Source organism: Variovorax sp. GW821-FHT09D07 (assembly GCF_059416345.1).
In genome coordinates this window covers 26,516-51,263 of sequence record NZ_JBWKOY010000016.1, presented here as the reverse complement: position 1 = coordinate 51,263, position 24,748 = coordinate 26,516, and the positions used below count along the sequence as shown (strand labels likewise).

General features: G+C 69.2%; 26 protein-coding genes. 10 read left to right on the top strand and 16 right to left on the bottom strand.

The features are described from left to right. Position 1 precedes the first annotated feature (1 nt). The 7 genes from AC07OX_RS31075 to AC07OX_RS31045 all read right to left on the bottom strand — a co-directional run bounded on the left by AC07OX_RS31075 (position 2) and on the right by AC07OX_RS31045 (position 6,938). Positions 2-1,024 carry a Bug family tripartite tricarboxylate transporter substrate binding protein gene (locus AC07OX_RS31075; RefSeq protein WP_495261504.1) on the bottom strand — a complete coding sequence of 341 codons (1,023 nt, stop codon included), beginning with the start codon at positions 1,022-1,024 and terminating at the stop codon, positions 2-4. A 115-nt stretch (positions 1,025-1,139) separates the two neighbouring features. After that, positions 1,140-2,657, bottom strand: a complete 1,518-nt coding sequence (locus AC07OX_RS31070; RefSeq protein ID WP_062481401.1) for an AMP nucleosidase — start codon at positions 2,655-2,657, stop codon at positions 1,140-1,142. A gap of 59 nt (positions 2,658-2,716) precedes the next feature. Then, positions 2,717-3,265, bottom strand: coding sequence for a TIGR00725 family protein (locus AC07OX_RS31065; protein ID WP_062481403.1), 549 nt, complete (start codon positions 3,263-3,265; stop codon positions 2,717-2,719). Beyond that, positions 3,216-4,037 carry an ABC transporter permease gene (locus AC07OX_RS31060; protein ID WP_062481405.1) on the bottom strand — a complete coding sequence of 274 codons (822 nt, stop codon included), beginning with the start codon at positions 4,035-4,037 and terminating at the stop codon, positions 3,216-3,218. The genes AC07OX_RS31065 and AC07OX_RS31060 overlap by 50 nt, the downstream gene beginning before the upstream one ends. Positions 4,038-4,046: 9 nt before the next feature. Further along, entirely contained in the window at positions 4,047-5,123 is a 1,077-nt protein-coding gene (locus tag AC07OX_RS31055; RefSeq protein ID WP_495261505.1) for an extracellular solute-binding protein, read from the bottom strand. Between the two features lie 22 nt (positions 5,124-5,145). Continuing rightward, positions 5,146-6,174, bottom strand: coding sequence for an ABC transporter ATP-binding protein (locus AC07OX_RS31050; RefSeq protein ID WP_495261506.1), 1,029 nt, complete (start codon positions 6,172-6,174; stop codon positions 5,146-5,148). Further along, positions 6,171-6,938 carry an ABC transporter permease gene (locus AC07OX_RS31045; RefSeq protein WP_070061918.1) on the bottom strand — a complete coding sequence of 256 codons (768 nt, stop codon included), beginning with the start codon at positions 6,936-6,938 and terminating at the stop codon, positions 6,171-6,173. The genes AC07OX_RS31050 and AC07OX_RS31045 overlap by 4 nt, the downstream gene beginning before the upstream one ends. 187 nt (positions 6,939-7,125) lie before the next feature. On the opposite strand from AC07OX_RS31045, the gene AC07OX_RS31040 reads away from it, so the two are divergent. Beyond that, entirely contained in the window at positions 7,126-8,040 is a 915-nt protein-coding gene (locus AC07OX_RS31040; RefSeq protein WP_070061858.1) for a LysR substrate-binding domain-containing protein, read from the top strand. A gap of 52 nt (positions 8,041-8,092) precedes the next feature. Further along, positions 8,093-9,001 carry a ketopantoate reductase family protein gene (locus AC07OX_RS31035; RefSeq protein ID WP_495261507.1) on the top strand — a complete coding sequence of 303 codons (909 nt, stop codon included), beginning with the start codon at positions 8,093-8,095 and terminating at the stop codon, positions 8,999-9,001. On the opposite strand, the gene gorA is transcribed toward AC07OX_RS31035, so the two are convergent. Continuing rightward, positions 8,998-10,356: a glutathione-disulfide reductase gene (gorA, locus tag AC07OX_RS31030; RefSeq protein ID WP_369630487.1), complete on the bottom strand. Its 1,359-nt coding sequence runs from the start codon at positions 10,354-10,356 to the stop codon at positions 8,998-9,000. The genes AC07OX_RS31035 and gorA overlap by 4 nt on opposite strands. 223 nt (positions 10,357-10,579) lie before the next feature. On the opposite strand from gorA, the gene AC07OX_RS31025 reads away from it, so the two are divergent. Further along, on the top strand, positions 10,580-10,861 hold the full coding sequence (locus AC07OX_RS31025) for a double zinc ribbon domain-containing protein (protein WP_307697090.1): 282 nt from the start codon (positions 10,580-10,582) through the stop codon (positions 10,859-10,861). A 73-nt stretch (positions 10,862-10,934) separates the two neighbouring features. Then, the gene (locus AC07OX_RS31020; RefSeq protein ID WP_495261508.1) at positions 10,935-12,965 is read left to right on the top strand and encodes a PEP/pyruvate-binding domain-containing protein; all 2,031 of its coding nucleotides are present in this window, start codon (positions 10,935-10,937) and stop codon (positions 12,963-12,965) included. 12 nt (positions 12,966-12,977) lie between these two features. Here AC07OX_RS31020 and AC07OX_RS31015 read toward each other — a convergent pair whose 3' ends face one another. Further along, positions 12,978-13,889 carry an MBL fold metallo-hydrolase gene (locus tag AC07OX_RS31015; protein WP_495261509.1) on the bottom strand — a complete coding sequence of 304 codons (912 nt, stop codon included), beginning with the start codon at positions 13,887-13,889 and terminating at the stop codon, positions 12,978-12,980. 106 nt (positions 13,890-13,995) lie between these two features. Between AC07OX_RS31015 and AC07OX_RS31010 the strand changes: the two genes are divergently transcribed. The 3 genes from AC07OX_RS31010 to AC07OX_RS31000 are packed head-to-tail and all read left to right on the top strand — an operon-like array spanning position 13,996 to position 15,215. Beyond that, entirely contained in the window at positions 13,996-14,319 is a 324-nt protein-coding gene (locus AC07OX_RS31010; protein WP_062478840.1) for an ArsR/SmtB family transcription factor, read from the top strand. Between the two features lie 2 nt (positions 14,320-14,321). After that, the gene (locus tag AC07OX_RS31005; RefSeq protein ID WP_369630483.1) at positions 14,322-14,759 is read left to right on the top strand and encodes a YeeE/YedE family protein; all 438 of its coding nucleotides are present in this window, start codon (positions 14,322-14,324) and stop codon (positions 14,757-14,759) included. A 15-nt stretch (positions 14,760-14,774) separates the two neighbouring features. Then, a complete protein-coding gene (locus AC07OX_RS31000) occupies positions 14,775-15,215 on the top strand; it encodes a YeeE/YedE family protein (protein ID WP_159279515.1) in 441 nt (146 codons plus the stop codon). Between the two features lie 14 nt (positions 15,216-15,229). Here the strand turns inward: AC07OX_RS31000 and AC07OX_RS30995 are convergent, their stop codons facing one another. The 3 genes from AC07OX_RS30995 to AC07OX_RS30985 all read right to left on the bottom strand — a co-directional run bounded on the left by AC07OX_RS30995 (position 15,230) and on the right by AC07OX_RS30985 (position 19,059). Further along, complete coding sequence (locus AC07OX_RS30995; protein WP_095747068.1) at positions 15,230-17,167, bottom strand: TRAP transporter large permease subunit; 1,938 nt, start codon at positions 17,165-17,167, stop codon at positions 15,230-15,232. Further along, positions 17,164-17,832: a TRAP transporter small permease subunit gene (locus tag AC07OX_RS30990; RefSeq protein ID WP_095747756.1), complete on the bottom strand. Its 669-nt coding sequence runs from the start codon at positions 17,830-17,832 to the stop codon at positions 17,164-17,166. The genes AC07OX_RS30995 and AC07OX_RS30990 overlap by 4 nt, the downstream gene beginning before the upstream one ends. 117 nt (positions 17,833-17,949) lie before the next feature. Then, a complete protein-coding gene (locus tag AC07OX_RS30985; protein ID WP_070061869.1) occupies positions 17,950-19,059 on the bottom strand; it encodes a TRAP transporter substrate-binding protein in 1,110 nt (369 codons plus the stop codon). Positions 19,060-19,277: 218 nt separating this feature from the next. Between AC07OX_RS30985 and AC07OX_RS30980 the strand changes: the two genes are divergently transcribed. Continuing rightward, on the top strand, positions 19,278-19,688 hold the full coding sequence (locus AC07OX_RS30980) for a rhodanese-like domain-containing protein (RefSeq protein WP_369630479.1): 411 nt from the start codon (positions 19,278-19,280) through the stop codon (positions 19,686-19,688). A gap of 15 nt (positions 19,689-19,703) precedes the next feature. Here AC07OX_RS30980 and AC07OX_RS30975 read toward each other — a convergent pair whose 3' ends face one another. Then, a complete protein-coding gene (locus tag AC07OX_RS30975) occupies positions 19,704-19,976 on the bottom strand; it encodes a DUF4242 domain-containing protein (RefSeq protein ID WP_095950262.1) in 273 nt (90 codons plus the stop codon). Positions 19,977-20,105: 129 nt separating this feature from the next. Between AC07OX_RS30975 and AC07OX_RS30970 the strand changes: the two genes are divergently transcribed. Further along, a complete protein-coding gene (locus AC07OX_RS30970) occupies positions 20,106-21,059 on the top strand; it encodes an AraC family transcriptional regulator (protein WP_495261510.1) in 954 nt (317 codons plus the stop codon). A 19-nt stretch (positions 21,060-21,078) separates the two neighbouring features. Here AC07OX_RS30970 and lysM read toward each other — a convergent pair whose 3' ends face one another. Next, the gene (lysM, locus tag AC07OX_RS30965) at positions 21,079-21,540 is read right to left on the bottom strand and encodes a peptidoglycan-binding protein LysM (RefSeq protein WP_062478819.1); all 462 of its coding nucleotides are present in this window, start codon (positions 21,538-21,540) and stop codon (positions 21,079-21,081) included. 134 nt (positions 21,541-21,674) lie between these two features. Between lysM and AC07OX_RS30960 the strand changes: the two genes are divergently transcribed. After that, positions 21,675-22,460, top strand: a complete 786-nt coding sequence (locus AC07OX_RS30960; RefSeq protein WP_487847428.1) for a type III pantothenate kinase — start codon at positions 21,675-21,677, stop codon at positions 22,458-22,460. A gap of 27 nt (positions 22,461-22,487) precedes the next feature. On the opposite strand, the gene AC07OX_RS30955 is transcribed toward AC07OX_RS30960, so the two are convergent. Beyond that, entirely contained in the window at positions 22,488-23,846 is a 1,359-nt protein-coding gene (locus AC07OX_RS30955; protein ID WP_307581838.1) for a serine hydrolase domain-containing protein, read from the bottom strand. Between the two features lie 56 nt (positions 23,847-23,902). Next, positions 23,903-24,718, bottom strand: a complete 816-nt coding sequence (locus tag AC07OX_RS30950; protein WP_487847427.1) for a crotonase/enoyl-CoA hydratase family protein — start codon at positions 24,716-24,718, stop codon at positions 23,903-23,905. Between the last annotated feature and the right edge of the window lie 30 nt (positions 24,719-24,748).

Below are 24,748 nucleotides of genomic sequence, written 5' to 3'. Positions count from 1 at the left end.
CTCAGGCCTTGAGTTTGAGCAGATAGATCAGCGGGCCCGCCATGGCGGTGTCGAGTTCGAGAAAGCTCTCGAAGTCCTTGCCCGCCATCCAGTACGGGTCCCAGTTGTTGCGCTTGATGGTCTTCTGCCAGAGGTCGTGCGTGGTGGCGCGTTGCACCGCCTCGAGCAGCTGGCCGCGGCGGTAGGGCGGCACCTTCTTGCCGGTCATCACGCCGCGCCAGTTGGCCAGGTCGGCGTCCACGCCCTGCTGGCGCACCGAGGCGATCCCCTGGAACGGGTGCTTGGACGACACGCCGATGGCGCGCAGCTTGCCGTTGGCGATGTTCTCGGCGAACTCGCTGTAGCCCGAGATGCCGACCGCCGCCTTGCCCGTCTCGAGCGCTTCGACCACCTGCGCGCCGCCCGGGTGCGGCTGGTAGTTCAGCGACGCCGAGGCGCCGGCCACGCGCGCCAGCATGCCGGCGAACATGTGGTCCACGCCGCCGGCCGAGCCGCCCGCGATGACGGTGTTGGCGGCATCGGCGCGCAGCTGGGCGACGAGGTCCTTGGGGGTCTTGATGGGCGAGTCGGCCTTGACGGCGACCACCTCGTAGTCGCTGGTCAGGCGCGCCACGGGCGACACATGCGCCAGCGTGACGGCGGGCTTTTGCAGCGCCACCGCGCCGACCATCACCATGCCGCTGACCAGCAGCGCCTCGGGGTCGGCGTCGTACTTCTCGACGTACTTGGCCAGCCCGATGGTGCCGCCCTTGCCGCCGATGTTCTCGTAGGTGACGGTGCCCACGGCGCCCGAGGCCAGCAGGGCGGCGCCGAGGGCGCGGCCGGTCTGGTCCCAGCCGCCGCCTTCGTTGGCGGGAATGACGATGCGCAGCTTGCTGCTCAGCGGCGCGTCGGCCGCGCGGGCGTGGCCGGCCCACAGCGCGGCCTGGCCCGCACCGGCGGCAGCGGCCGAGGCTGCCAGCCAGGTGCCGAAGCGGCGGCGGGACAGGGGAAGGGCGGCGGCAGGCGGCGAAGACGGGCGCATCGTGTTTCCAGTTGTGTACGTGACAGCCAATGATGTCCGCGAAACAAGGCAAACACGCCCTCGCCCGCACAGGGAGAAACCCTGAGGGGCGCGGAGGGGGAAAAGGCGTCGGAGCCTACTGGAAAGCCACTTCCGCGAAGCTTCGCAGCTTGCGGCTGTGCAGCCGGGTGGTGCCTTCCTGGCGCAGGATCTCGATGGCGCGCATGCCGATGCGCAGGTGCTGTTCCACGCGCTCGCGGTAGAAGTGGTTGGCCATGCCGGGCAGCTTGATCTCGCCGTGCAGCGGCTTGTCGCTCACGCACAGCAGCGTGCCGTAGGGCACCCGGAAGCGGAAGCCGTTGGCCGCGATGGTCGCGCTTTCCATGTCCAGCGCCACGGCGCGGCTCTGGCTGAAGCGGCGCTGCGGCTGGTTGCCGGGCAGCAGCTCCCAGTTGCGGTTGTCGGTGCTGGCCACGGTGCCGGTGCGCATGATCGTCTTCAGGTCGGGGCCCTCGCACTTCGTGACGTCGGCCACCGCCTGCTCGAGCGCCAGCTGGATCTCCGACAGCGCCGGAATCGGCACCCACAGCGGCAGTTCCTCGTCGAGCACGTGGTCCTCGCGCACGTAGGCGTGGGCCAGCACGTAGTCGCCCAGCTGCTGCGTGTTGCGCAGGCCGGCGCAGTGGCCCAGCATCATCCAGGCGTGCGGGCGCAGCACGGCGATGTGGTCGGTGATGGTCTTGGCGTTGGCCGGGCCGACGCCGATGTTGGTCATGGTGATGCCGCTGTAGTCCTCGCGCACCAGGTGGTAGGCCGGCATCTGCGGCAGGCGCGGCGGCGCGGTGCCCTGGCTGCCGTCCAGCAGGTGGGCGAAGGTGTCGCTGTGGCCCGCGGCCAGCCCGCGCCGGCGCGTGATCACGTTGCCGGGCTCGATGAAGGCGATGTACTCGCTGTTCTCGTCGGCCATGGCCTCGTGGCCCAGGCGCACGAACTCGTCGATGTAGAACTGGTAGTTGGTGAACAGCACGAAGTTCTGGAACCACTCGGGCGCCGTGCCCGTGTAGTGGCGCAGGCGGTGCAGCGAGTAGTCGACGCGCGCCGCCGTGAACAGCGACAGCGGCTGCGGCTCGCCGGGCAACGCCTCGAAGGTGCCGTTGGCAATGCCGTCGTCCATGGCGCCCAGGTCGGGCAGGTCGAACACGTCGCGCATGAGGGCGCGGCGCTCGGCGCTCATGGTGCCTTCGATGTGGTCGTTCTCGGCGAAGGAGAAGTGGATCGGAATGGGCTGCGTGCTGGTGCCCACCTCGATCTCGACCTGGTGGTTTTCCAGCAGCAGGCGGAACTGGTCCAGGTAGTAGCGCGAGAACAGGTCGGGCCGCGTCAGCGTGGTCTCGTAGCGGCCGGGGCCGGCCACGAAGCCGTAGCTCAGGCCGGCGTTGGCCGGCGGCGTGTGGCGCGAGACGGTGTGCGTGTGCACCCGCACGAACGGGTAGCAGGCCCGCACCCGGCCCGGCAGCGCCTCGCCGGCGACGAAGCGCAGCATCGATTCGCGCAGGTGGGCCAGGCCGCCCTGGTAGATGGCTTTGACCTGGTCGAGCGCCTCGGCGGCGTCGGTGAAGCGGGCGGGAGCGACGAAGGTGGGCATGTAGGGCATGCCGTCATTGTGCAATGCGCCCGTGTCGATGGGGAGGCCGGAAACAGGGTGAGCAGGCCTCAGTCCAGCAGGCAGGCCAGCACCTTGGCCAGCATGTCGTCCACGTCCGTGGCCTGCACCGCGCCGGGCAGCGCGACGTCGCCGTGCATCACGAACACCGGCTTGCCCCATTTCAGGCCCATGGCCATCTCCGACAGCGTGCCCATGTTGCCGCCGATGGCGACCAGGCACACGCCGCTGCGCGCGATGATGCCGTTGCGCATCTCGCCCATGCCGGTGGGAATGGCCACGCTGAGCCATTCGTTGGCGTGGCGGTCGTCGTCCTCGGGCAGGATGCCCACGGCGATGCCGCCGGCCTCCACCGCGCCGCGCGAGGCCGCGGCCATCACGCCGCCGCGCCCGCCGCAGACCACCGCCATGCCCGCGCCGGCCAGCGCATGCGCCACCGCGTAGGCGGCCTCGCATTCGGCCGGGCCGCCGTCGCCCGGGCCGAGCATCGCCACCGGCTGGCGGTGGCGCTGCGGCCCCCACTGCCGTTGCGCCAGGCGCGTCAGCGCCTCAGTGACCGGCGCCGACAGCACCGCGCTCGCGCCTTCGTGTAAAGACATCGCCCACTCCCATCACGACCACACACACCACCATCAGCACCAGCGACAGGGCCGCCGCCACCGCGAAATCGGACCCGCCGTCGCCCACCTGCGCGAGCAGCATCAGCGGCAGGATGTTCAGCTGCGTGCCCACCAGCGCCAGCGCCGTGCCGTAGGTGCCCATGGCAATCGCGGCCACCATGCAGGCGTTCGACAGCACCGAGGGCAGCACCTCGGGCAGCACCGTGTCCCGGAAGGCCCGCGCCTTCGAGGCGCCCAGCGTGCGCGCCGCCTGCGCCGGGCGCAGGTCGAGGTTGGCGAACACGGGGTACAGCGACAGCGCCACGCGCGGGATCAGGTAGTAGGCATACGCCAGCCCCAGGCCCGACACGCTGTAGATCCAGCTCCCAATGACCGCCGGATCGGCGCCCAGGCCCGCGAGCAGCTGCGTCACGAAGCCCGCGCGGCCGAAGGCGAGGATGAAGCCGTAGGCGATCACCAGCCCCGAGAACGCCAGCGGCAGGCCCAGCAGCGTCATCATCCATTGGCGCCGGCCTTCGGGCTGGCGCGCCAGTTCGATGGCGATGCAGGTGCCCACCAGCGCCGAGATCGCGCCCGCCGCCAGGCCCAGGCCCAGCGTGTTGCGCAGCGCGCCCAGGAACAGCGGGTTGCCGAACAGCCGCCCGAAGGCACTGCCGCCCTCGCCGAAGGCCTCGGGCAGCAGCGCCGCCAGCGGCACCGCGAAGAAGAGCGCCATGAAGGCCCAGGCGGGCCAGGCGCCAAAGCGTCGCATCACGGCCTCTTACTTGCCCAGCGCGGCCTGCGCCCAGAGCTTGTCGACCTCGGCCTTGCGCTCCGAGGCCTTCACCACGTCGAGGGGCTTGATCTGCGGCGCGGCCGGCATCTTGGCCGCGACATCGGCCGAGAGCGGCGTGCCAGGCACCGCGGGGCGCACGAAGCCCTGCGCGAACAGCGACTGGCCGGCCTCGCTCATGATGAAGTTGAGCCACAGCTTGCCGGCGTTCGGGTTCGGGCCGTTCTTCACCAGGCTGATCGCATACGGCGCGGCCACGCTGGCTTCCTTCGGGATCACGACCTCGACCGCATCGCCCATGCCGTCGACGTGCTTGGCCTTGAGGCCGTCGTTCTCGTAGCTGATCCACACCGGGATCTCGCCCTTCAGGAACTTGGCATACGGCGTGGTGCCCTCCACGCGCAGCACGTTGCCGGCCGCATGCAGCTTGCCCAGGTAGTCGGTGCCGGGCTGCACGTTGTCGACGCTGCCGCCGTTGGCGTAGGCCGCGGCAAAGGTCAGCACCTGGCCGATGCCGGTGGAGCGCGGGTCGAGGTAGACAACCGTGCTCTTGAACTCGGGCTTGAGCAGGTCGGCCCAGCCCGTGGGCACGTTCTTCACCAGCTTCTTGTTCACGAGAAACGCGATGTTGAGCGTGTGGATGGTGAACCAGCGGCCCTCGGCCTCGCGGAACACGGCGGGCAGCTTGTCGAAGTTGACGGGCTTGAAGGGCGCGACCACGTCCTTCTTCGCGGCATCGACGGCGGAGGCGGCGAAGTAGTAGGCGGTGTCGGCCTGCGGGCGGCGCCTGGTCTTTTCGAGCGCGACCACGGTGGCGGCCGAGCCGATGTCGTTGTAGGTCAGCTCGATCTCGGGGTAGCGCTTCTTGAAGTCGCGGAACAGCGACTTCCAGTTGGCCCATTCGGGGCCGGTGTCGAAGGAGACGCACAGGCCTTCCTTCTGCGCCTCGGCATACAGCGCCTTCTCGCCCGCGTAGAGCTCGGGGCCGTCGAAGGCGAAAGCGGTGCGCGCGAGGGACAGCACGGGCAGTGCGCCGGCGGCCTGGATCAGATGTCTGCGTTGCATGGGGGCTCCTTGAGAGGAAAGGTCAGTGGTCGAGCAGGCGAAGGTGTTCGGGGGCGATGGCGATCGCTTCGGCCGCCGGTGCGGCCGACTCGGCGAGGAAGGGCTTGCCCGCGCCCGCCACGTCGAAGTCGTAGCGCGTGAGCGCGCCCAGGTAGCGCTGCGCGCCGGTGCGGCCGGCCAGGCGGTTCACGCTGTCGGGCGTCGGGTCGGGTTGGATGTGTTCGGGCCGCACCAGCACATGCACCGGCGTGCCGAAGGGCCGGTTGCCGGTCTCGGCGAAGAGCTCGGCAAAACCCATGTCGAGCCGGCCCGGCGACGCCACCTTGGCGGGCAGGATGGTCGAGAGCCCGACGAACTCGGCCACAGCGCGGCTCGCGGGGTGCTCGTAGATTTCGCGCGGCGTGGCGATCTGCAACAGGCGGCCGTCTTTCAGCATTGCCACGCGGTCTGCCATCACCAGCGCTTCTTCCTGGTCGTGCGTGACCAGCAGCGTGGTCGCGTTGAAGCGCTGCTGGATCGACCAGATCTGGTCGCGCAGATGGCCGCGCACGCTGGCGTCGAGTGCCGACAGCGGCTCGTCGAGCAGCAGCGCACGCGGATCGATGGCGAGCGCACGGGCCAGGGCCACGCGCTGCTGCTGGCCGCCCGAAAGCTGCGCCACCGCGCGCTGCGCGTGGTCGCCCAGCCCGACGATGTCGAGCAGCTCCTGCGCGCGCTGGCGGCGCGGGGCCGTGTCCACCTTGCGCAGCTTGAGGCCGTAGGCCACGTTGTCCAGCACGCTCAGGTGCGGAAAGAGGGCGTAGCTCTGGAACACCATGCCGATGTGGCGCTGGTGCACGGGCGTGCGCGACATGTCGTCGCCGCCGAGCACGATGCGGCCCGTGTGGCCGGTCTCCAGCCCCGCCACCAGCTTGAGCAGCGTCGACTTGCCTGAGCCGCTGGGCCCGATCACCGCCACGAGCTCGCCCGTGCGCACGTCGAGCGACACGTCGTGCAGGCCGTGCGTGCTGCCGGGGTAGTTGTAGCTGACGTTGTCCAGGAGGAGGCTCATGCGCGCTGCTTCACCAGAGAGGAAGAAAGAAGGGCCGACGCGCTCGCCAGCACGAGAAGGATCACCGTGGCCGCGCAGGCAAAGCCCGTCGCGCCGTAGAAGGCCTGCAGCAGCACCACCGGGTAGGTGCGGTTCTGGAAGCTCGTGAGCAGGTTCGACAACCCGAACTCGCCCACCGAGATGGCCGCCACCATCACCAGCCCGCTGATCAGGCTCTGGCGCAGGCTGGGCAGCACGATGCCGGTGAACTGCTGCCAGCCCGAGGCGCCGAGCGTGGCGGCCGCCTGCTCGAGCCGCCCGAGGTCCAGGTGGCGCAGGTCGGTGAGCAGCGTGTTGGTGAGGTAGGGCAGCGTGAGGATCGCGTGCGCCGCGATCAGCAGCGGCATCGAGCCCAGCCAGGGTGCGAGGTCGGTGTTGAACACGATCATGTAGCCGAAGGCCAGCGTGATGGTCGGCACCGCCACCGGCGTGGCGCTCACGATGCGCGCCGCGATGCTGCTGCCGCGCCGCGCGCCGTGGTACAGCGCATAGGCCAGCGGCAGCGCCAGCACCGTGTTGATCGCGCAGGCCGCCATCGCCACCACGAGGCTGCTCACGAAGGCCTTGCGGAACGAGGTGTCCAGCCACAGGTCGACATACCACTGCCCGGTGACGCCCGTGGGCAGCAGCGTGTTGGTCCAGTTGCCGCCGAAGCTGCCGATCGCCAGCAGGGCGATGGGCAGCAGCAGGTACAGGCCGTAGACGAGCGAGATGCCGCGAATCAAGGGGGTGTCTCCGAAGGTCTTGCGCACCCGGCATACTTTCCGGATGCTCTACTTTTTGCCCACGGCGGATTGCCGCGTTCCAGCGAATTCTAGGAAGCAGATGCACACTTATGGGTGAAAGTTGGATGACGACACTTGAGCAATCGGCAAGTATTTTTCACACGACTTTCATCAACCGGAGCCAGGCATGAAACGCGACTGCCCCACCATCCAGGAACTGCTGGCCTTCGACGCCGTGGCGCGCCAGCAGAGCATCACGCTCGCGGCCGGTGCGCTGTGCATCACCGTGAGCGCCGTCAGCAAGCAGATCGCGGGGCTCGAGGCATTCCTGGGCCGCGAGCTGCTGCAGAAGAACGGCCGCGGCGTGCAGCTCACGCCGCAGGGGCGTGTGTACTGGCAGAAGATCTCGGGCGGCCTGCGCGCCATCGAGACCGCGACCTTCGAGGCGCGCTCGGGCGATGCCGGCGCCGGCCTGCTCACGCTGGCCAGCGTGCCCACCTTTCTCACCAAATGGCTCATTCCGCGCCTGCCGGCCTTCAGCCAGAAAAGCCGCCACGTGATGCTGAGCTTCAGCCGCCACCTGGAGCCCAGCGACGGCATCCCGGCCGGCGTCGATGCCGCCATCCGCTACGGCCCCGACGGCTGGCCTGGCGTGGTGTCCGAATACATCGCGGGGCGCGAGTTCGTGCTGATCGTGGCGCGCGCGCTGGTCGAGGGGCGCCACCGCATCGTGCAGCCCATCGACATCGTCGGCCACACCTTGCTGCACCACGAGGGCGCGCCCACCGCCTGGCGCCAGTGGGCCGCGCAGCACGGCGTGCCCGAGGTGCAGACCGTGGCCGGCCCGCGCTTCGCGCAGTACTCGGCGCTGATCCAGGCGGCGCTCAACGGGCTGGGCATCGGCCTCGTGCCCAAGCTGCTGGTGCAGGAAGAGCTGGCCGAAGGTGCACTGTTGAGCCCGTGCGGCACGCCGGTGCGCGTGGACCAGGGCCACTACCTGTGCTATCGGCCCGACCGTCTCGACCTGCCGGCCTTCGCGGCGTTTCGCGAATGGATCATGGACGAAGGGCAGAAGTCGCGCGGCGTGGAGACCGAGGCATGAAGCGGCCGTCTTCGCTACGCTCTGGCCACGGAACAACCAAGGAATCGAATCGATGAAAGTCGCAGTCATGGGTGCCGGCGCGGTCGGCTGTTACTACGGCGCCATGCTGGCGCGCTCGGGCCACGAGGTCGTGCTGATCGGCCGGCCTTCGCATGTGGAGGCGGTGCGTGCGAACGGGCTGCGGCTGGAGACCCAGGCCTTCGATGAACAGGTGCGCCTCGAGGCCAGCACCGAAGCGGGCGCCGTGCAGGGCGCCGACCTCGTGCTGTTCTGCGTGAAGTCCACCGACACCGAATCGGCCGCCGCGCAGATCGGGCCGCACCTCGCGCCCGGCGCGCTGGTGCTCACGCTGCAGAACGGCGTCGACAACGACGCGCGCGTGCGCGCGGCGCTGCCGTCGCACGACGTGGCCGCCGCCGTGGTCTACGTGGCGACCGAGATGGCGGGGCCGGGCCATGTGAAGCACCACGGCCGCGGCGAGCTGGTGATCGCGCCCTCGCGCCGCAGCGACGAGGTCGCGCAGGCACTGATCGCCGCCGGCGTGCCCACGCAGATTTCCGGCAACGTGCGCGGCGCGCTGTGGGCCAAGCTGGTGCTCAACTGCGCCTACAACGCGCTGTCGGCCGTGTCGCAGCTGCCGTATGGCGAGCTCGTGCAGGGCACGGGCGTGACGGACGTGATCCGCGACGTGGTCGCCGAATGCCTCGCAGTGGCGAAGGCCGAGGGCGTGGTGATTCCGGGCGACGTCGACGCGGCGGTGCGCGGCATCGCGCAGTCGATGCCCTCGCAGTACTCGTCGACCGCGCAAGATCTCGCACGCGGCAAGCGCAGCGAGATCGACCACCTCAACGGGCTGGTCGTGCGGCGCGGCGAGGCGCTGGGCGTGCCGACGCCGGCGAACCGGGTGTTGTTCGTGATGGTGAAGCTGCTCGAAGGCAAGCAGCCCCAGGCCGGCGCCTAGCCGGGCATGGGTTCGCGCATCGTCACGAACTCTTCAGCAGCCGTCGGATGGATGCCGATCGTGCTGTCGAACAGCGCCTTCGTCGCGCCCGCGCGCATCGCCACCGCAAAGCCCTGCACCACCTCGCCCGCGTCCGCGCCCACCATGTGCAGGCCCACCACGCGGTCGCTCTTCTTGTCGACCACGAGCTTCATGAAGGTGCGCTCGCTGCGGCCCGAGAGGGTGTGGCGCAGCGACTTGAACTCACTCGAGAACACGGTGACCTCGCCGAACTTCGCGCGCGCGTCGATCTCGCTGTAGCCGCAGGTGCCGATGTTGGGGTGGGTGAACACGGCGGTGGGAATGAACTCGTAGTCCATGCCGCGCTTGCCCTTGCCGAACAGCGCATCGACCACCACCATCGCCTCGGCCAGCGCCACGGGCGTGAGCTGCACGCGGGTCGACACGTCGCCCACCGCGTAGATCGACGGCACCGAGGTGCGGTAGTGCGCATCGACCGCGATGGCGCCCTTGGCGTCGAGCTTCACGCCCGCGGCCTCGAGGCCGAGGCCCTGCGTGTTGGGCACGCGGCCGGTGGCGAAGAGCACGGTGTCGGCCTCGATCTGCTGGCCGCGCGCGAGCGTGACCACGAGGCCGTCGGGGCCGCGCGCGATCGACGAGGCCTCGCAGTTCAGGCGCACGTCGACGCCGGCCTTGCCCATCTCGTTGGCAAGGAACTGGCGCACGTCGTCGTCGAAGCCGGTGAGCAGGTGGGCGCGGCGGTGCAGCTGCGTCACCTTGGAACCCAGGCCGTTGAAGATCGATGCGAACTCGCAGGCGATGTAGCCGCCGCCCACCACCAGCAGGCGCTTCGGGAACGGGTCGAGGTCGAACATCGCGTCGGAGGTCACGATGTGTTCGCGGCCTGGAATCTCGGGCACGAAGGGCGTGCCGCCGGTGGCCACCAGCAGGTGGCGCGCGGTGTGGCGCCTGCCTTCGATTTCCACCGTGTGCGCATCGACCAGCTGGGCCCAGCCGGTGACGAGCGTGACGCCCGAGTTCTTCAGCAGCGAGCCGTAGATGCCGTTGAGCCGGCTGATCTCCTTGGCGCGCTGGGCCTTGAGGTGGGCCCAGTCGAACTGCGGCGCCGACGGGAGCTTCCAGCCGTAGCCTTCGGCTTCCTCGAAAGACTCGGCATAGCCGGCCGCATAGCTGTAGAGCTTCTTCGGGATGCAGCCCACGTTGACGCAGGTGCCGCCGAGCTCGGCGGCCTCGGCCAGCGCGACGCGTGCGCCGGTCTGCGCCGCCATGCGCGCGGCGCGCACGCCGCCGCTGCCGCCGCCAATGACGAAGAGGTCGAAATCGAATGGTTGCATGAGAAAGACGCTCCTTGCGGCCGACTGTAGCGGCGGGGCGGCGGCGGCGCTGCGGGGGCGGGCATGGCCGTGAAGCACCGCGGCCCGCGAGGGTCTTTGCCGAGGGGCGCTTGACCCTGAAGCTGCTTCAGGGAATCCACTGCAGTCAGGCCCGCGGGAATTCATCGCCACCGGCGACGTTGCCACCGGCCTGTTGCACGACGCAAGGGAGAAACACATGGGCATGCTGGAACGACTCTTCGGTGGACATGGCGGCGCGCGCCACGGCGGTGGTGGCGGGCACCATGGTTCGCAAGGTGGCTATGGGTACGGCCGCGACGTACCGCCACCGCCGCCCGGCGGCAGCGCCTGCCCGGCCTGCCGCGCGGTGAACGCCGCCGGTGCGCGCTTCTGCCAGCAATGCGGCACGTCGATGCTGCCCGCGGCCTGCCGGCAGTGCGGCACGGCGATGGCGCCCGGCGCGAAGTTCTGCGCGCAATGCGGCCAGTCGACGCAGGCGACGTAGCGCGGCGAAGCGCGAAAAACGGGGCGGGCCGCCAGCGAGAATTCGCGCTTGTCGGCAATGAAGGAGGAGCCCCATGAAGAACGATTCCAACAGGCAGAAGAAAAAGGACGGCGCGGCACTGGCGTGGCTGCCGGTCCTGGCGCTGTGCGCGATGGCCGTCGCGCCGGCCGGCGCGCAGCTCGCGCGCAAGCCGTCGTACTACCAGCAGCAGAACCAGTCGCAGCCCGAAGGCCCGGCTGCGCAACTGGTGCCGCGCCCCGCCGTGCCCGCCTCGTTGCCGGCGCTGCGCAGCCAGGGCGATTTCGACACGCTGGCGCGCGTCTACGACGCCGGCACGCCGATGCAGCTGGCCCATGTGCTGTTCGCGATCGACCGGCAGGCCAAGCCGGCGCGCATGCACTACATCGACACGCCGCGCTTCCAGCTGCATGTGCGCTTCCTGCGCGACACGCGGCTCACGCCGAACACGATCAAGCGCGAGATCGATCGCAACTACCTCGTGCCCGACCGCCGCTTCCTGTTCGGCACGCTGAGCTGGCAGCAGAACATCGGCACCTTCACCTACGAGTTCTGGGAAGGCGACCGGCTCACGGTGCCGCTGCTGCGCGAGGCCGAGGCGCAGGTGAAGGCCAGTTTCTTCGCGCCGGTGAAGTTCAAGACCAACTCCACGCTGCACGAGCGCATCGCGAAGGAGGCCGGCATCGACTTCGTGAGCCAGGAGGCGCTGATCCGCGAGCAACCCTTCCTGCCGATGAACCTGGGCACCGCCACGGGCCGCGTGCGCATCGTGAACGACGCCTCGGGCCTGAACGCGCTGTTGCCCGACGACATCGCCGTGCTGCGCGAGGTGCCGATCAACCTGCCGCCGGTGGCCGGCGTGCTCACCGAGCGGCCGTCCACGGCGCTGTCGCACGTCAACCTGCTGGCCAAGGGCTGGGGCATTCCGAACGCCTACGTGCGCGACGCCGCCACCGTGCTGAAGGCGCACGCGGGCCAGTGGGTGGCGCTGAAGGTGGCGGCCTCGGGCTACCAGCTGCGCCGCCTCACGCCGGAGGAAATCGCCGCGCTGCCGCCGCGCGCCGTGCGTGCCGCCGCCACCGGCGCGCTGCCTGGTAGCAAGGCAGCGAAGCCGGATCTGCGCGAGACGCGCCTGCTGCCCCTGGCCTCGCTGCGCGCGCGCCACAGCGTGCAATGCGGCTCGAAGGCGGCCAACCTCGGCGCGGTGCTGGCCGCGCGCATTCCCTCGACCACCGTGCCCGACGGCTTCTGCATTCCGTTCGCGCACTACGACCGCTTCATGCGGTCGAACGGGCTGGCCGAGCGCATCGCGCGCATGCAGCAGCAGCCCGGCTTCGCGGGCGACCCGCAGGTGCGGCAGAAGGCGCTGGCGCAGTTGCGCGACGAGATCGTGCAATGGCCGGTCGAGCCCGCCACTGCGGCGGCCTGGCGCGCGGCGTGGCAGGCGCAGCTGGGCGGGGGCGGCGTGTTCGTGCGCAGCTCGTCCAACTCGGAAGACCTGCCGGGCTTCAGCGGCGCGGGGCTCTACACGACGGTGCCCAACGTGAAGACGGGCGACGCGCTCGAACTCGCGGTGAAGAAGGTCTGGGCCTCGGTGTTCAACCCCGAGGCCTGGGAGGCGCGCAGCGCCGCGGGCTTCGGCGCCGAGTCGGTGCTGATGGGCGTGTTCGTGCAGACCGCCATCGACTCGACCAACGCCGGCGTGATGATCACGCGCGACCCCTTCGACGCGGGCCACCCGCACGTCACCTACATCTCGGCCAAGCGCGGCATCGGCATCCGCGTGGTCGAGGGCAAGCGCGTGGCGGAGCAGGTGATGTACTCGAGCTGGTCCAAGGCCATCCAGGTGCTCAGCCGCTCGGCCGAGGAGACGGCGCTGCAGCTGGACAAGGACGGCGGCGTGAAGGAAGTGCCCGTGGAAGTGGGCCGCCACGTGCTGACCGACGAGCTGGTGGTGCGGCTCGCCAACGTGGGCGCGGCGGTGAAGCGCACCTTCAACGCGGTCGACCAGGACATCGAGTGGGCGACGGTGGGCGACAAGATCGTGCTGCTGCAGGCGCGGCCGTATGTGGAGCGGCGGCGCTAGTTCACGCAGGCCTCAGGCCGTCGTGGTGCGCGGGCGGTGGCCCGGCAGCGTGTTCAGCGGAATGCGCAGGTAGGCCACGCCGTTGTCGTCGGGCGGCGGCAGGCGGCCGCCGCGCACGTTGACCTGCATCGACGGCAGGATCAGCGTCGGCACTTCGAGCGTGGCGTCGCGCGCGGTGCGCATGCGCACGAACTCGTCTTCGCCGATACCGTCGCGCACGTGGATGTTGTGGGCGCGCTGCTGCGCCACCGTGCTCTGCCAGCGGGGCTCGCGCGTGGCGGGTGGGTAGTCGTGGCAGACGTACAGCGTGGTCTCGGGCGGCAGCGCGAGCAGCCGGCGCATCGAGCGGTAGAGCTCGCGCGCGTCGCCGCCCGGAAAGTCGGCGCGCGCGCTGCCCAGGTCGGGCATGAAGAGCGTGTCGCCGACGAAGACCGCGTCGTCCACGAGGTAGGCCATGTCGGCCGGCGTGTGGCCGGGCACGCGCAGGGCCTGCGCCTCGATCTCGCCGATGTGAAAGCGCTCGCCGTCCTTGAACAGGTGGTCGAACTGGCTGCCGTCGGGCAGGAAGTCGCGTTCCAGGTTGTAGAGGCTGCGGAAGGTGGCCTGCACCGTGCGGATGTGCTCGCCGATGGCGATGCGCCCGCCGGCCTGCGACTGCACATGGCGCGCGCCCGAGAGGTGGTCGGCGTGCGCGTGGGTCTCCAGGATCCAGTCGACCTGCAGCGCCTGCGCGTGAACGTAGGCCAGCAGGCGGTCGGCCGAGGCGGTGTCGGTGTGGCCGGAGCGGAAGTCGTAGTCGAGCACCGGGTCGATGACGGCGGCGCGCTTCGTCGCACGGTCCCAGACCACGTAGGACACCGTGCCCGTCGCGGGATCGAAGAAGGCCTGGGTGGTGGCGCGTGGGGGCATGGGGGTCGGGGTCATCGGCGCTCCTTCTGCGGTGCCTGGAGGCCAGGCCGTCGTTCATTCAATCAAGCGACAAATATTATATGAATTCATATAATGTTATTTCGCGAACTGTCATTTCCCCATGAAGACCCCGACCCACGCCATCGACCCCCAACTGCTGCGCAGCGCTGCCGGCCAGGCCGTCGCCGTGCTCAAGCTGCTGGCCCACGAGGCCCGGCTGCTGCTGCTGTGCCAGCTCTCGCAGGGCGAGATGTGCGTGAGCGACCTCGAGAGCACGCTGGGCATCCGCCAGCCCACCCTGTCGCAGCAGCTGTCGGTGCTGCGCACCGAAGGCGTGGTGGACACCCGCCGCGAGGGCAAGAACATCTACTACCGCGTGGCCGACCCGGCCCTGCTCGAGATCCTGGCGGTGCTGTACCGCCTCTACTGCCCGAAGGAGAACTGAAGATGCCCACCATCGACTGGCCTCATTTCACGCCCTGGGCCGCACTGGCCGGCGGCGTGCTCATCGGACTTTCCGCCGCGATGTTCGTGCTGCTCAACGGGCGCATCGCCGGCGTCAGCGGCGTGCTGGGCGGCTTGCTGCGCCCCATGAAGGGCGACATGGCCTGGCGCGCGGCCTTCGTGCTCGGGCTGGTCGGCGCACCACTCGTCTACGGGCTGTTCGCCGTGCTGCCTGCGGCGCAGATCGACGCGGGCTACGGCACGCTCGCGCTGGCCGGCCTGCTGGTGGGCGTGGGCACGCGCTATGGCGCGGGCTGCACCAGCGGCCACGGCGTGTGCGGGCTGGCGCGGCGCTCGCCGCGTTCGCTGGTCGCCACGCTGGCTTTCATGGCCGCGGGGTTCGCCACGGTCTTCGTGGTGCGCCACCTGTTGAACCTCTGAACCGGGAGACCTGCCATGTGGACCGCCATTGCTTCCTTGCTCGCCGGCCTTGTCTTCGGGCTCGGCCTCATCGTCTCCGGCATGGCCAATCCGGCCAAGATCCTGGGCTTTCTTGACGTGGGTGGGGCCTGGGACCCGTCGCTCGCCTTCGTGATGGCCGGCGCGGTGGCGGTGAGCACCGTCGGCTTCCTGCTGGCCGGCCGTCGCAAGGAGTCGCTGCTCGGCGGGCCGCTCACGCTGCCCAGCCTGCGTCACATCGACCGCCGCCTGGTCGGCGGCAGCCTGCTGTTCGGCGTCGGCTGGGGCATCGCGGGCTTCTGCCCCGGGCCTGCGCTGGTCTCGCTCGGCACGGGCGAGGTCAAGGCGCTGGTCTTCGTGGGCGCCATGCTGCTGGGCATGGGCCTGTTCGAGCTGCTCGAGCGCCGCCGCTTCGCACGGCGCCCGGCCTCAGCCTGAGAAGGCGCGCGCGTTCAGCCGTACAGGTACTGCGGCAGCCACAGCGTCAGTCCCGGCCAGATGTACATGAACACCATGCACAGGATGACGATCAGCATGTACGGCATCATCCCCGCGAAGATCTGGTTGATCGTCACGTGCGGCGGCGACACCCCCTTCAGATAGAAGGCCGACATCGCCACCGGCGGTGACAGGAATGCCGCCTGCAGGTTCACGAACACCAGCACGCCGAACAGCAGCGGATCGATCTGGAAGTGCGCCAGCAGCGGCAGGAAGATGGGCACGAAGATCACGATGATCTCGGTCCACTCCAGCGGCCAGCCCAGCACGAAGATGATCGCTTGCGACAGCAGCAAAAACTGCAGCGGCGACAGGTTCATGCTCAGCACCCACTCCTCGACGATGCGCTGGCCGCCCAGCAGCGCGAACACCGCCGAGAACAGCGCCGAGCCCACGAAGAGCCAGCAGACCATCGAGGTGGTCTTGAGCGTGAGGAACACCGCCTCCTTGATCTTCTTGAAGTTCAGCGTGCCGGCCTGCCACGCCATCAGGAAGGCGCCGGCCGCGCCGACCGCCGCCGACTCGGTGGCGGTGGTGATGCCGAACAAAATCACGCCCAGCACCACCAGCGTGAGCGTGGCCAGCGGCATCACCGACGACACCAGCATGCGCAGGATCTCGAACTGCTCCGCGTCCATGCGCCAGTAGTACCAGCCCAGCAGCGCGAGCGTGAAGAGGCAGGCCACCCAGAAGCCGGTGTAGAAAGCATCGGGCACCGCGGCGGTCTTGGGTGCCTCGACCGCGTCGCCCAGCTGCTGCAGGCCGCCTTCACTGGCAGGGGCTGCGGCGGGCTCGCTGCCGGGAGGTTCCTCGACCCCGCCGGGGGGCTCCTGCAGACCGCTGCTTTCGGTGGTGTTCGCGGGTTCGTCGGTGCTCGGCGGCTCGGCCAGACCGGTGCCTGACGGCTCGGCTGCAGCCGGCGCGGCGGCTGCGGGATCGCCGGTCTTCTGCGTCGCCTGCTGCGTGGCCACGGGGGCCGCCGCGTTGTTGTCCTTCTGCGAGTAGATGGTCACGTACCACCACACCGAGCCCAGCGTGACCGCGGCCAGCGCCAGCGGCACCAGCGCGCTCAGCAGGCCGCGCAGCAGCATCCACCAGCTCAGGCGCACGCCTTCGACCGCGCCGCGCAAGGCACGCCCCGGCGCCACCACGGCCGCGGCGAGCGCGGGCAGCATGCGCGGGGAGTAGCTGGCCGCGAGGTGGGCCACCCAGGGCGTGATGGGGGCACGCTGCTGGTCGATCGGCATCTTGGGCGCCACCTTCGGTTGCAGCACGGCCCAGCCGATCACGTAAATCAGGTACAGCAGGGCGAGGAAGAAGCCCGGGAACATCGCCGCCGCATAGAGCTTGACCACCGACTGCCCGGCCACGGCCGCGTACACGATGATCATCACCGAGGGCGGAATGAGAATGCCCAGCGTGCCGCCGGCCGTGATCACGCCGGCCGCCAGCCGCGTGTCGTAGCCCGCGTTGAGCATGGGGCGCATCGCGATCACGCCCATCAGCACCACCACCGCGCCCACCAGGCCGCTCGCGATGCCCCAGAAGGTGCACACGATGAGCGTGGTCACCGCCAGCGAGCCCGGCACGCGGCGGAAGGCGAGCTGCACGCTGTGGAACATCTTGTCGACCAGCGCGCCGCGCTCCATCACGTAGCCCATGAGCACGAAGAGCGGAATGGACAGCAGCGTCTCGTTGGTCATGGCCCCGAAGGCGCGCTGCACCATCAGGTCGAAGACCTTGTTGTCGAGCCAGGGCGAGGCGGGGTCGTAGAAGGCAATGAAGCCGAAGAACATGCCCAGCCCCATCAGCGTGAACGCCGTGGGAAAGCCGAGCATGATCACGAAGACGATCAGGCCCAGCATCAGCAGGCCGAGTGCGGGCTCGCTCATGCCGCACCTCCCGTCGTGTCGCTCTTGCGTTGCTGCGCAGCCTGTTCGATGGCGTGGGCTTTTTCGATCACCTCGCGCTTGTCGGCCTCGTTCACGTAGCTGCTGCTGGCGAGCTGGTCGCCGACCACGTCCATTTCTTCGGCGTCTTTCAGGCGCGGCGTCCATACGCCGGTCTTCAGGCACAGCACGCAGCGCACCATCTCGGCGAGGCCCTGCACCAGCAGCACCGCGCCGGCCACGGGGATCACGAACTTGAAGGGGTACACCGGAATCGGGTCGGCGTTGAAGGTCTGTTCGCGCATCGCGAGCGATTCACCGAAGTAGGTCCAGCCCGACCAGGTGAGCGCCACCACGCCGGGCAGAAAGAAAACCGCGAACAGCACGAGGTCGAGCGCGGCCTGCGTGCGCGGCTTCATGCTGCCGTAGAAGAAATCGCCGCGCACATGGCCGGCCTGCGAGAGCGTGTAGGCGCCACCCATCATGAAGAGCGTGCCGTACAGCATGTTGTTGGCATCGAAGATCCAGGCCGTGGGCGCGTTCAGCGCATAGCGCTTGAACACCTCGCCGCACACCAGCAACATCAGCGCGACGATGAGCCACGAGAAGGTCTTGCCCACCAGCATGCTGAACCGGTCGACGGCGTGGAGGAAGCGTTGGATGGTCATGTTGATGCGGGCAAGGCCCATTCCAGGAACACCGTGGAACCGGCAATGCCGGGCCACAGGTGTTGCCCCCTGCAAGGGGGACGGCGCGCGCGACACGGGGCGCGCGAAGACCGGGGCTCAGCTCTTCTTCTTGCCGAAGTAGTGGTTGTAGGCCATCTTGAAGTCGACGCCGTAATCGTTCTGCCACTGCAGCGCACGCTCGGCGAACACGCGCTGCGACTCCAGCACCTTCTTGAAGAGCGGGTTCTCGCCGGCTTTCTTTTCCACCGTCTTGTCCCAGGCCGCGAGCTGCGCGCGCAGCACGGCGTCGGGCGTCTTGTAGAACTTGATGCCGGCCTTCTTCATGTCGGCATAGTCTTGCGAGTTGCGCTGCACCGCCTTCCAGCTCATGTCGGCGCTGGCGGCCTGCACGGCGTAGTCGATGATGGAGCGCAGCTCCTGCGGCATCGCTGCGTACTTGCCCTTGTTGAACAGCACCTCGAACTGCTCGCCCGACTGGTGAAAGCTCTGCAGCATGCAGTTCTTCACCACGTCGGGAAAGCCCAGCACGCGGTCGCTCGAGGCATTGTTGAACTCGGCCGCATCGATCAGCCCGCGGTCCAGCGCGGGCACGATCTCGCCGCCGGGCAGCGGGTTCACCGCGGTACCCATCTCGGTGAACATGTCCACGGCCAGGCCCACGGTGCGGAACTTCAGGCCCTTCATGTCCTCGACCTTGGCCACCGGCTTCTTGAACCAGCCCAGCGGCTGGGTGGGCATGGGGCCGTACAGGTACGACACCACCTCCATGTTCAGGCTCTTGTAGATCTCGTCGAGCAGCGCCTTGCCGCCGCCGTAGTTGTGCCAGGCCAGCACGGTGTTGGCGTCCATGCCGAAGCCGGGGCCCGACCCCCACAGCGCCAGTGCCGAGTTCTTGCCGTAGTGGTAGGCCACCACGCCGTGGCCGCCGTCGAGCGTGCCCTTGTTCACCGCTTCGAGCAGCTGGAAGGCGGGCACGACGGCGCCCGAGGGCAGCACCTCGATCTTCAGGCGCCCGCCGGCCATGTCGTTCACCTTCTTGGCGAAGTCGTTGGCGTACTCGTGGAAGATGTCCTTCGCCGGCCAGGTGCTCTGGAAACGCAGCGACGTGGTTTGGGCCATGCTGACCATCGGCGCGGACATCGCGCCTGCGGCCACCGCCGCGCCCTTGAGAAGGCTGCGACGGCGGGGCGATTTGCTGTCTGTCATGTGTCTCTCCATATAGTTCTCTGACCGGAACACCCAGGCCGTCGTCTTCACGTTATGGTTTCGACTGGCCGCGACCGCCATCTTTGGCGCGCCACACCTTGTGACAAACAGGGTTTTCACGAACCGGTGAAAAATTCCATCATCCGGCGTGCAGATCGATCGCCCGCAGCCGCCAAAGGCTCCGGGCTTACCCTAGAGATTCGAGAGAGAAAGCAACCATGAGTGAACCCGTTGGAGAAAAAGGTTACGCCGGCGACGTGACGCCCGAGCAGGCGGCGCAGTGGATGGCGAGCGGCGAGGCCGTGCTGGTGGACGTGCGCACCGACGCCGAGCGCGAGTGGGTCGGCTACGTGCCCGGCGCCGTGCCGCTGGCCTGGAAGCAGTGGCCGGGCATGGCGATCAACCCGGCCTTCGACGACGGCGTGCGTGCCGCCGCAGAGGGCGGCAAGAAGCTGGTGCTGCTGTGCCGCAGCGGCGTGCGCTCGATCGCGGCGGCCAAGCGCGCGACCGAGCTGGGTGCGCAGGCCTACAACATCCTCGAGGGCTTCGAGGGCAACCCGGACGAGAACGGGCACCGCGGGTTGATCGGCGGCTGGCGCAAGCGCGGGCTGCCCTGGCGCCAGAACTAGAGCGCGCCGCCCGCCTCACTCGGCCGTGGCCGGGTCGATCACGCTGTACACCCGGTCCACGCGGTTGGCCGGGAAGCCGCCGAGCTCCGCGTGCCGGCGCACGAGGGCCTCGTCGGTGGCCTGGTAGACGCAGTAGATCCGGTCGTCGGCCACGTAGCTGTGGATCCACTGGATGTCGGTGCCCATGCTGCTGAGCACGCCGCAGGATTTTTGCGAGATGGCTTTCAGGTCCGCCGCGGTGAACTGGCCGGCGCCGGGGATCTCTCGCTCGATGACGAACTTGGGCATGGCGGTACTCCTGTCTAGAATCGGTCGAAGGCGACCAGGATCGATGGTGCCGACGCGAAGCCGTCCTGTATTGCCCGTCTCGCCGGACTTGTTGTCCGGAACCCCGCCCTCGCTTGCCGGGAGGTGACCATGGATGTCTTGTCGGACGTGCTGCGGACCATCCGCCTGGAGGGCGCGCTGTTCCTGAACGGGGACATGTATGCACCCTGGTGCTTCAAGGTACCCAGGGGCGCGGACATCGCGCAGGTGCTCAGGCCCGGCGCACAGCGGCTGGCCATCTGCCACCTCGTGCTGCAAGGCGAATGCTGGGCCCAGGTCGAAGGCGAGGCGCCGGTGCGCGCGCACGCCGGCGACGTGATCGCCGCGCCGCATGGCGATTCGCATGTGCTGGGCAGCGGCTTGCAGCATGCGGCGGTGGACATGTCGCATGTGGTGAGCCCGCGAGCGCCCGAACTGGCGCGCGTGCGCTACGGCGGCCAGGGCGACCGCACCTTGCTGGTCTGCAGCTGGTTCGCGTACGAAGGCGATGCGCCCAACCCCGTCATGGCGAACATCCCGCGCCTGTTCACCACACCCTTGCGCAGCAGGCCGGCAGGCCCGTGGATCGAGCAGTCGGTCAACTTCGTCCTGGGTGATGCGGCTTCGCACACGCCCGGCTCGGAGATGGTGGCCGCGAAGGTGGCGGAAGTGCTGTTCACCGAGGTGCTGCGCGGCTACATCGAATCCATGCCCGCCAACAACCCGGGCTGGCTGGCGGGCCTGCGCGACCCCCACGTGAGCCGCTGCCTGGCGCTGATGCACGCCGAGCCCGCGCGCAACTGGACGGTCGATGCACTGGCACAGGAAATCCACGTCTCGCGCAGCGTGCTGGCGGACCGCTTCACCGAACTGGTGGGCGCGCCGCCCATGCATTACCTGGCGCGCTGGCGCATGGTCCTGGCCGCCGGCATGCTGCGCAAGGACCAGGGCAACCTGGCGCGCATCGCCGAAGGCGTGGGCTACGAATCGGAAGCCGCTTTCAACCGCGCGTTCAAGCGCGAGTACGGCGTGTCGCCAGGGGCCTGGCGGCACAACGGCGCCTAGCGAGGCGCCGTTGCGGTGGTCAGAGCGCCGGAATGCGCAGCTTCTGTCCCGGATAGATCTTGTCGGGGTGCGACAGCATCGGCTTGTTCGCTTCGAAGATCGCGTTGTACTTGTTGGCGTCGCCGTAGTACTTCTTCGAGATGGCCGAGAGCGTGTCGCCGCGCACCACGTCGTGGTACTGGGCGGGCGGCGCGGCCGGGGCGACGAGGTTGTTGTCCACGCTCGTCACGTTGGCCACGTTGCCCGCGGCGAGCGCGGCTTTCTCGCTGGCTTCCTGCGAGGGCGCCTGGCCCGCGAGGGTGACGACGCCGCTGCTGGCGGTGTAGGTCACTTCCAGTCCGGTGAGGCCGAGGTTCTGGGTCTCGATGTAGGTCTTGATGGCCGCGGCGGCTGCCGTGTTCGCATCGGGCGTGGCCGCCTGGGCCGACGAGCCGCCGAACAGTTTTTCACCGGCTTCCTTGATGAAGCTGAGCAATCCCATGGTTTTCTCCTTGTGCCGTGGTGGATGGAAAAGGCGAATGTAGCGGCGGAACCGGGACCCTCCGCGTAGGCCCGCGCCGCGACTGTCAAAGAGGCGCCAGCAGGAATAACAACAAAGTCGCAATAATCGCGCGCATGTCTTCCCCCTTCCTCGCCATCGACATCGGCAACACCCGGCTCAAGTGGGCGCTTTACGAGGGGGCCTTCCCCGGTGCGGCACTGCAGGCCCATGGTGCCGAGTTTCTCGACCACATCGAACGCCTGGCCGATGGCCCCTGGGCCGACCTGCCGGCGCCCGGTTCCATGCTGGGCTGCGTCGTGGCCGGCGACACCCTGCGGCGGCGCGCCGAAGAGCAGATCACCGAGCGCTTCGACTGCGCCCCGCGCTGGGTGGTGTCGAGCGCGGGCGAGGCCGGCATCGTCAACGGCTACGACCATCCGACGCGGCTGGGCGCCGACCGCTTCGTGGCCATGATCGGCGCGCGCCACCGCATGCTGTCGCAGGGGCCCGAGCGGCCGATGGTGGTGGTGCTGATCGGCACGGCCGTCACCGTGGAGGCGATCGATGCCAGCGGCAAGTTCCTGGGCGGCCTCATCTTGCCGGGCCACGGCATCATGCTGCGCGCGCTCGAATCGGGCACGGCGGGCCTGCACGTGCCCACCGGCGAGGTGCGCGAATTTCCCACCAACACCAGCGACGCGCTGACCAGCGGCGGCACCTACGCCATCGCGGGGGCGGTCGAGCGCATGGTGCAGCACGTGCGCTCGCACTGCGGCGCCGAGCCGGCCTGCTTCATGACCGGCGGCGCGGGCTGGAAGATGGCGCCCGCCATGAACGGGGACTTCGAACTGGTCGAGAGCCTGATCATGGACGGCCTGCTCGTCATCGCGAAGGCACGGGCCCCGGCGGCGGCCGGCTGACCCGTCTTCCTTCTTCTCACCGCCTCATCAGGGCTCGGGCTTCATCAGCGCCTCGCCCATGGCCTGGAAGGCGGGCAGGGTGAGCGGGTCGTTGCCCGCGTTGGCGGCGATCGGGTGCGCGGCGTAGCGCACGATCACCATCTCGGCCTTCGGGTCGACGTAGATGCTCTGGCCGTGAATGCCGCGCGCCATGTACGCGCCGTGCGGGTTGTGCGAGACCCACCACATGTTCCGGTAGCTCCAGCCCGGCAGCAGCGCATAGCCCGCCTTCGCGAACTTGGCCGGGTCGGCGCCGCGCTGGATGTCGTCGACCACGGCCTTGGCGATCGCCTGCTGCCCGTTGGGCGCGCGCCCGCCGTTGCGCAGCGTTTCGCCGAAGCGCGCGATGTCGCGCAGCACGGTGTTCAGGCCGCCGCCGCCCGACTCGGTGCCGATGCGGTCGACCATGAAATACGCGTCCTGCTCAGCGCCGATGCGGCGCCAGATCTTCTCGCTCAGCAGGTCGGCCAGCGAGCGGTTGGACGCGCGGCGCACGATCCAGGCCAGCACCTCGGCGTTGACCGTCTTGTAGGCAAAGGCGTCGCCGTGCGTGCCTTCCTTCTTGAGCGTGGCCAGGAACTCGTAGAACGACTTCGGGCCCGTGTAGTTGGCGCCCTGCGTGAGCATGCCGCCGGCGCGTGCATAGTCCCAGACCTCGGCCTTCGGGTCGGCGTAGTTCTCGGAGTAGCGCACGCCGATGGTCATGTCCATCACCTGGCGCACCGTGGCGTCGCCGTAGGCCGTGTCCTTGAGCTCGGGCAGGTACTTGGTGACCGGCGCCGACGGGTCGAGCGTGCCTTCCTGCGCGAGGATGGCCGCCAGCGTGCCCACGAAGGACTTGGTGACCGACATCGCCAGGTGCGGCCGCTCGGGCGTGAGCGCGCCGAAGTACTTCTCGTAGACCACCTGGCCGCGGTGCAGCACCAGGATGCCGTCGGTGTAGGTGCGCGCGATCATCTGGCCGAAGGTCTGCGCCTCGCCGCCGCCCATGGGCTGGAAGCGCACGGCCTCGATGTCGAAGCGGGGCTTGGCCGCCGGCAGCGGGCTGGCGGCGCCGGGGCCGCGCCACACGTTGGCCGTGGGCACCGTCTCGCGCACGTGCGAGAAGCTCCAGCGGATGCGCGGGTACACGCCGCCGACCGGGTTGTCGAAGGTGATCTGCTTGTCGGGCGGCGGCGGAAAGCCCTGCATCCAGCCCAGCGCCTCGACCGAGGTGGCGGCGGGATCGGGCAGCGCGGGCGCCGGCGGGGTCTGGGCGAGGCTGGTGTTCACGGCAAGAAGGGTGAAGGCGGCGGCCAGCGCCGTGCGTTGAAAGAAGAGAAACGACGACACAGAAGAAGAGGGCATGCAACGGGCTCCAGTGGACGACAGAAACGGAACAGAAATCAACAGCTTCAATGGCCTCAGCGGCCGCTGAAACGCGCAGGCCGGCGCTCGATGAACGAGCGCACGCCCTCGGCCGCGTCCTCGCTGTTCGACAGGCGTTTCTGCGTCTCGATGAATTCCGCCACGGCCGCCAGCGGCCCGTGTTCGATCGCCTTGAGCACGTTGAGCCGCGTGGCCTGCACGGCCAGCGGCGCCTGGGCCGCGATGCGCTGCGCGATCTGCAGCGCCGCGTCGAGCTCCTGGCCGGCCGGCACCACCTTCTGCACGAAGTTCAGGCGGTAGGCCTCGGCGCTGCCGAACTCGTCGGCGGTGAGCAGGTGCAGCATCGCGTTGCCCAGCCCCGCGCGCTCGGCCATGCGCAGCGTGGCGCCGCCCGTGGCCATGATGCCGCGCTGCACTTCCATCTGCGAGAAGCGGCAGTTGTCGGCCGCCACCACGATGTCGGCGCCCAGCATCAGCTCGATGCCCACCGTGAAGCAGATGCCCTTGACGGCCGCCACCATCGGCTTGGTGCGGCGGCGGTAGCCCTCCAGGCCGAAGTCGTGCGGCTCCACCAGCCCGGCCGGGATCGCCTTCTCGCCGCGCTTCATGTACTCGGTGACCGCCGGCAGGTCCAGGCCCGCCGTGAAGTGGTCGCCGAACGCATGCAGCACGCCCACGCGCAGGCTGGGGTCGTCGTCCAGCCGCGTGTAAGCCTCGGCCAGCTGCTTGAACATCGGCGGCGTCCAGCCGTTGCGCTTGGCGGGGCGGTTGATGCCGATCAGCAGCACGTGGTCGAGCACCTGCGTGTCGATGCAGCCTTCGGCGGGCGGGGTGGTGGGGGTGGCGGTCATGGCGTTGCTTGTCTCCTTGTTTTTATGGAA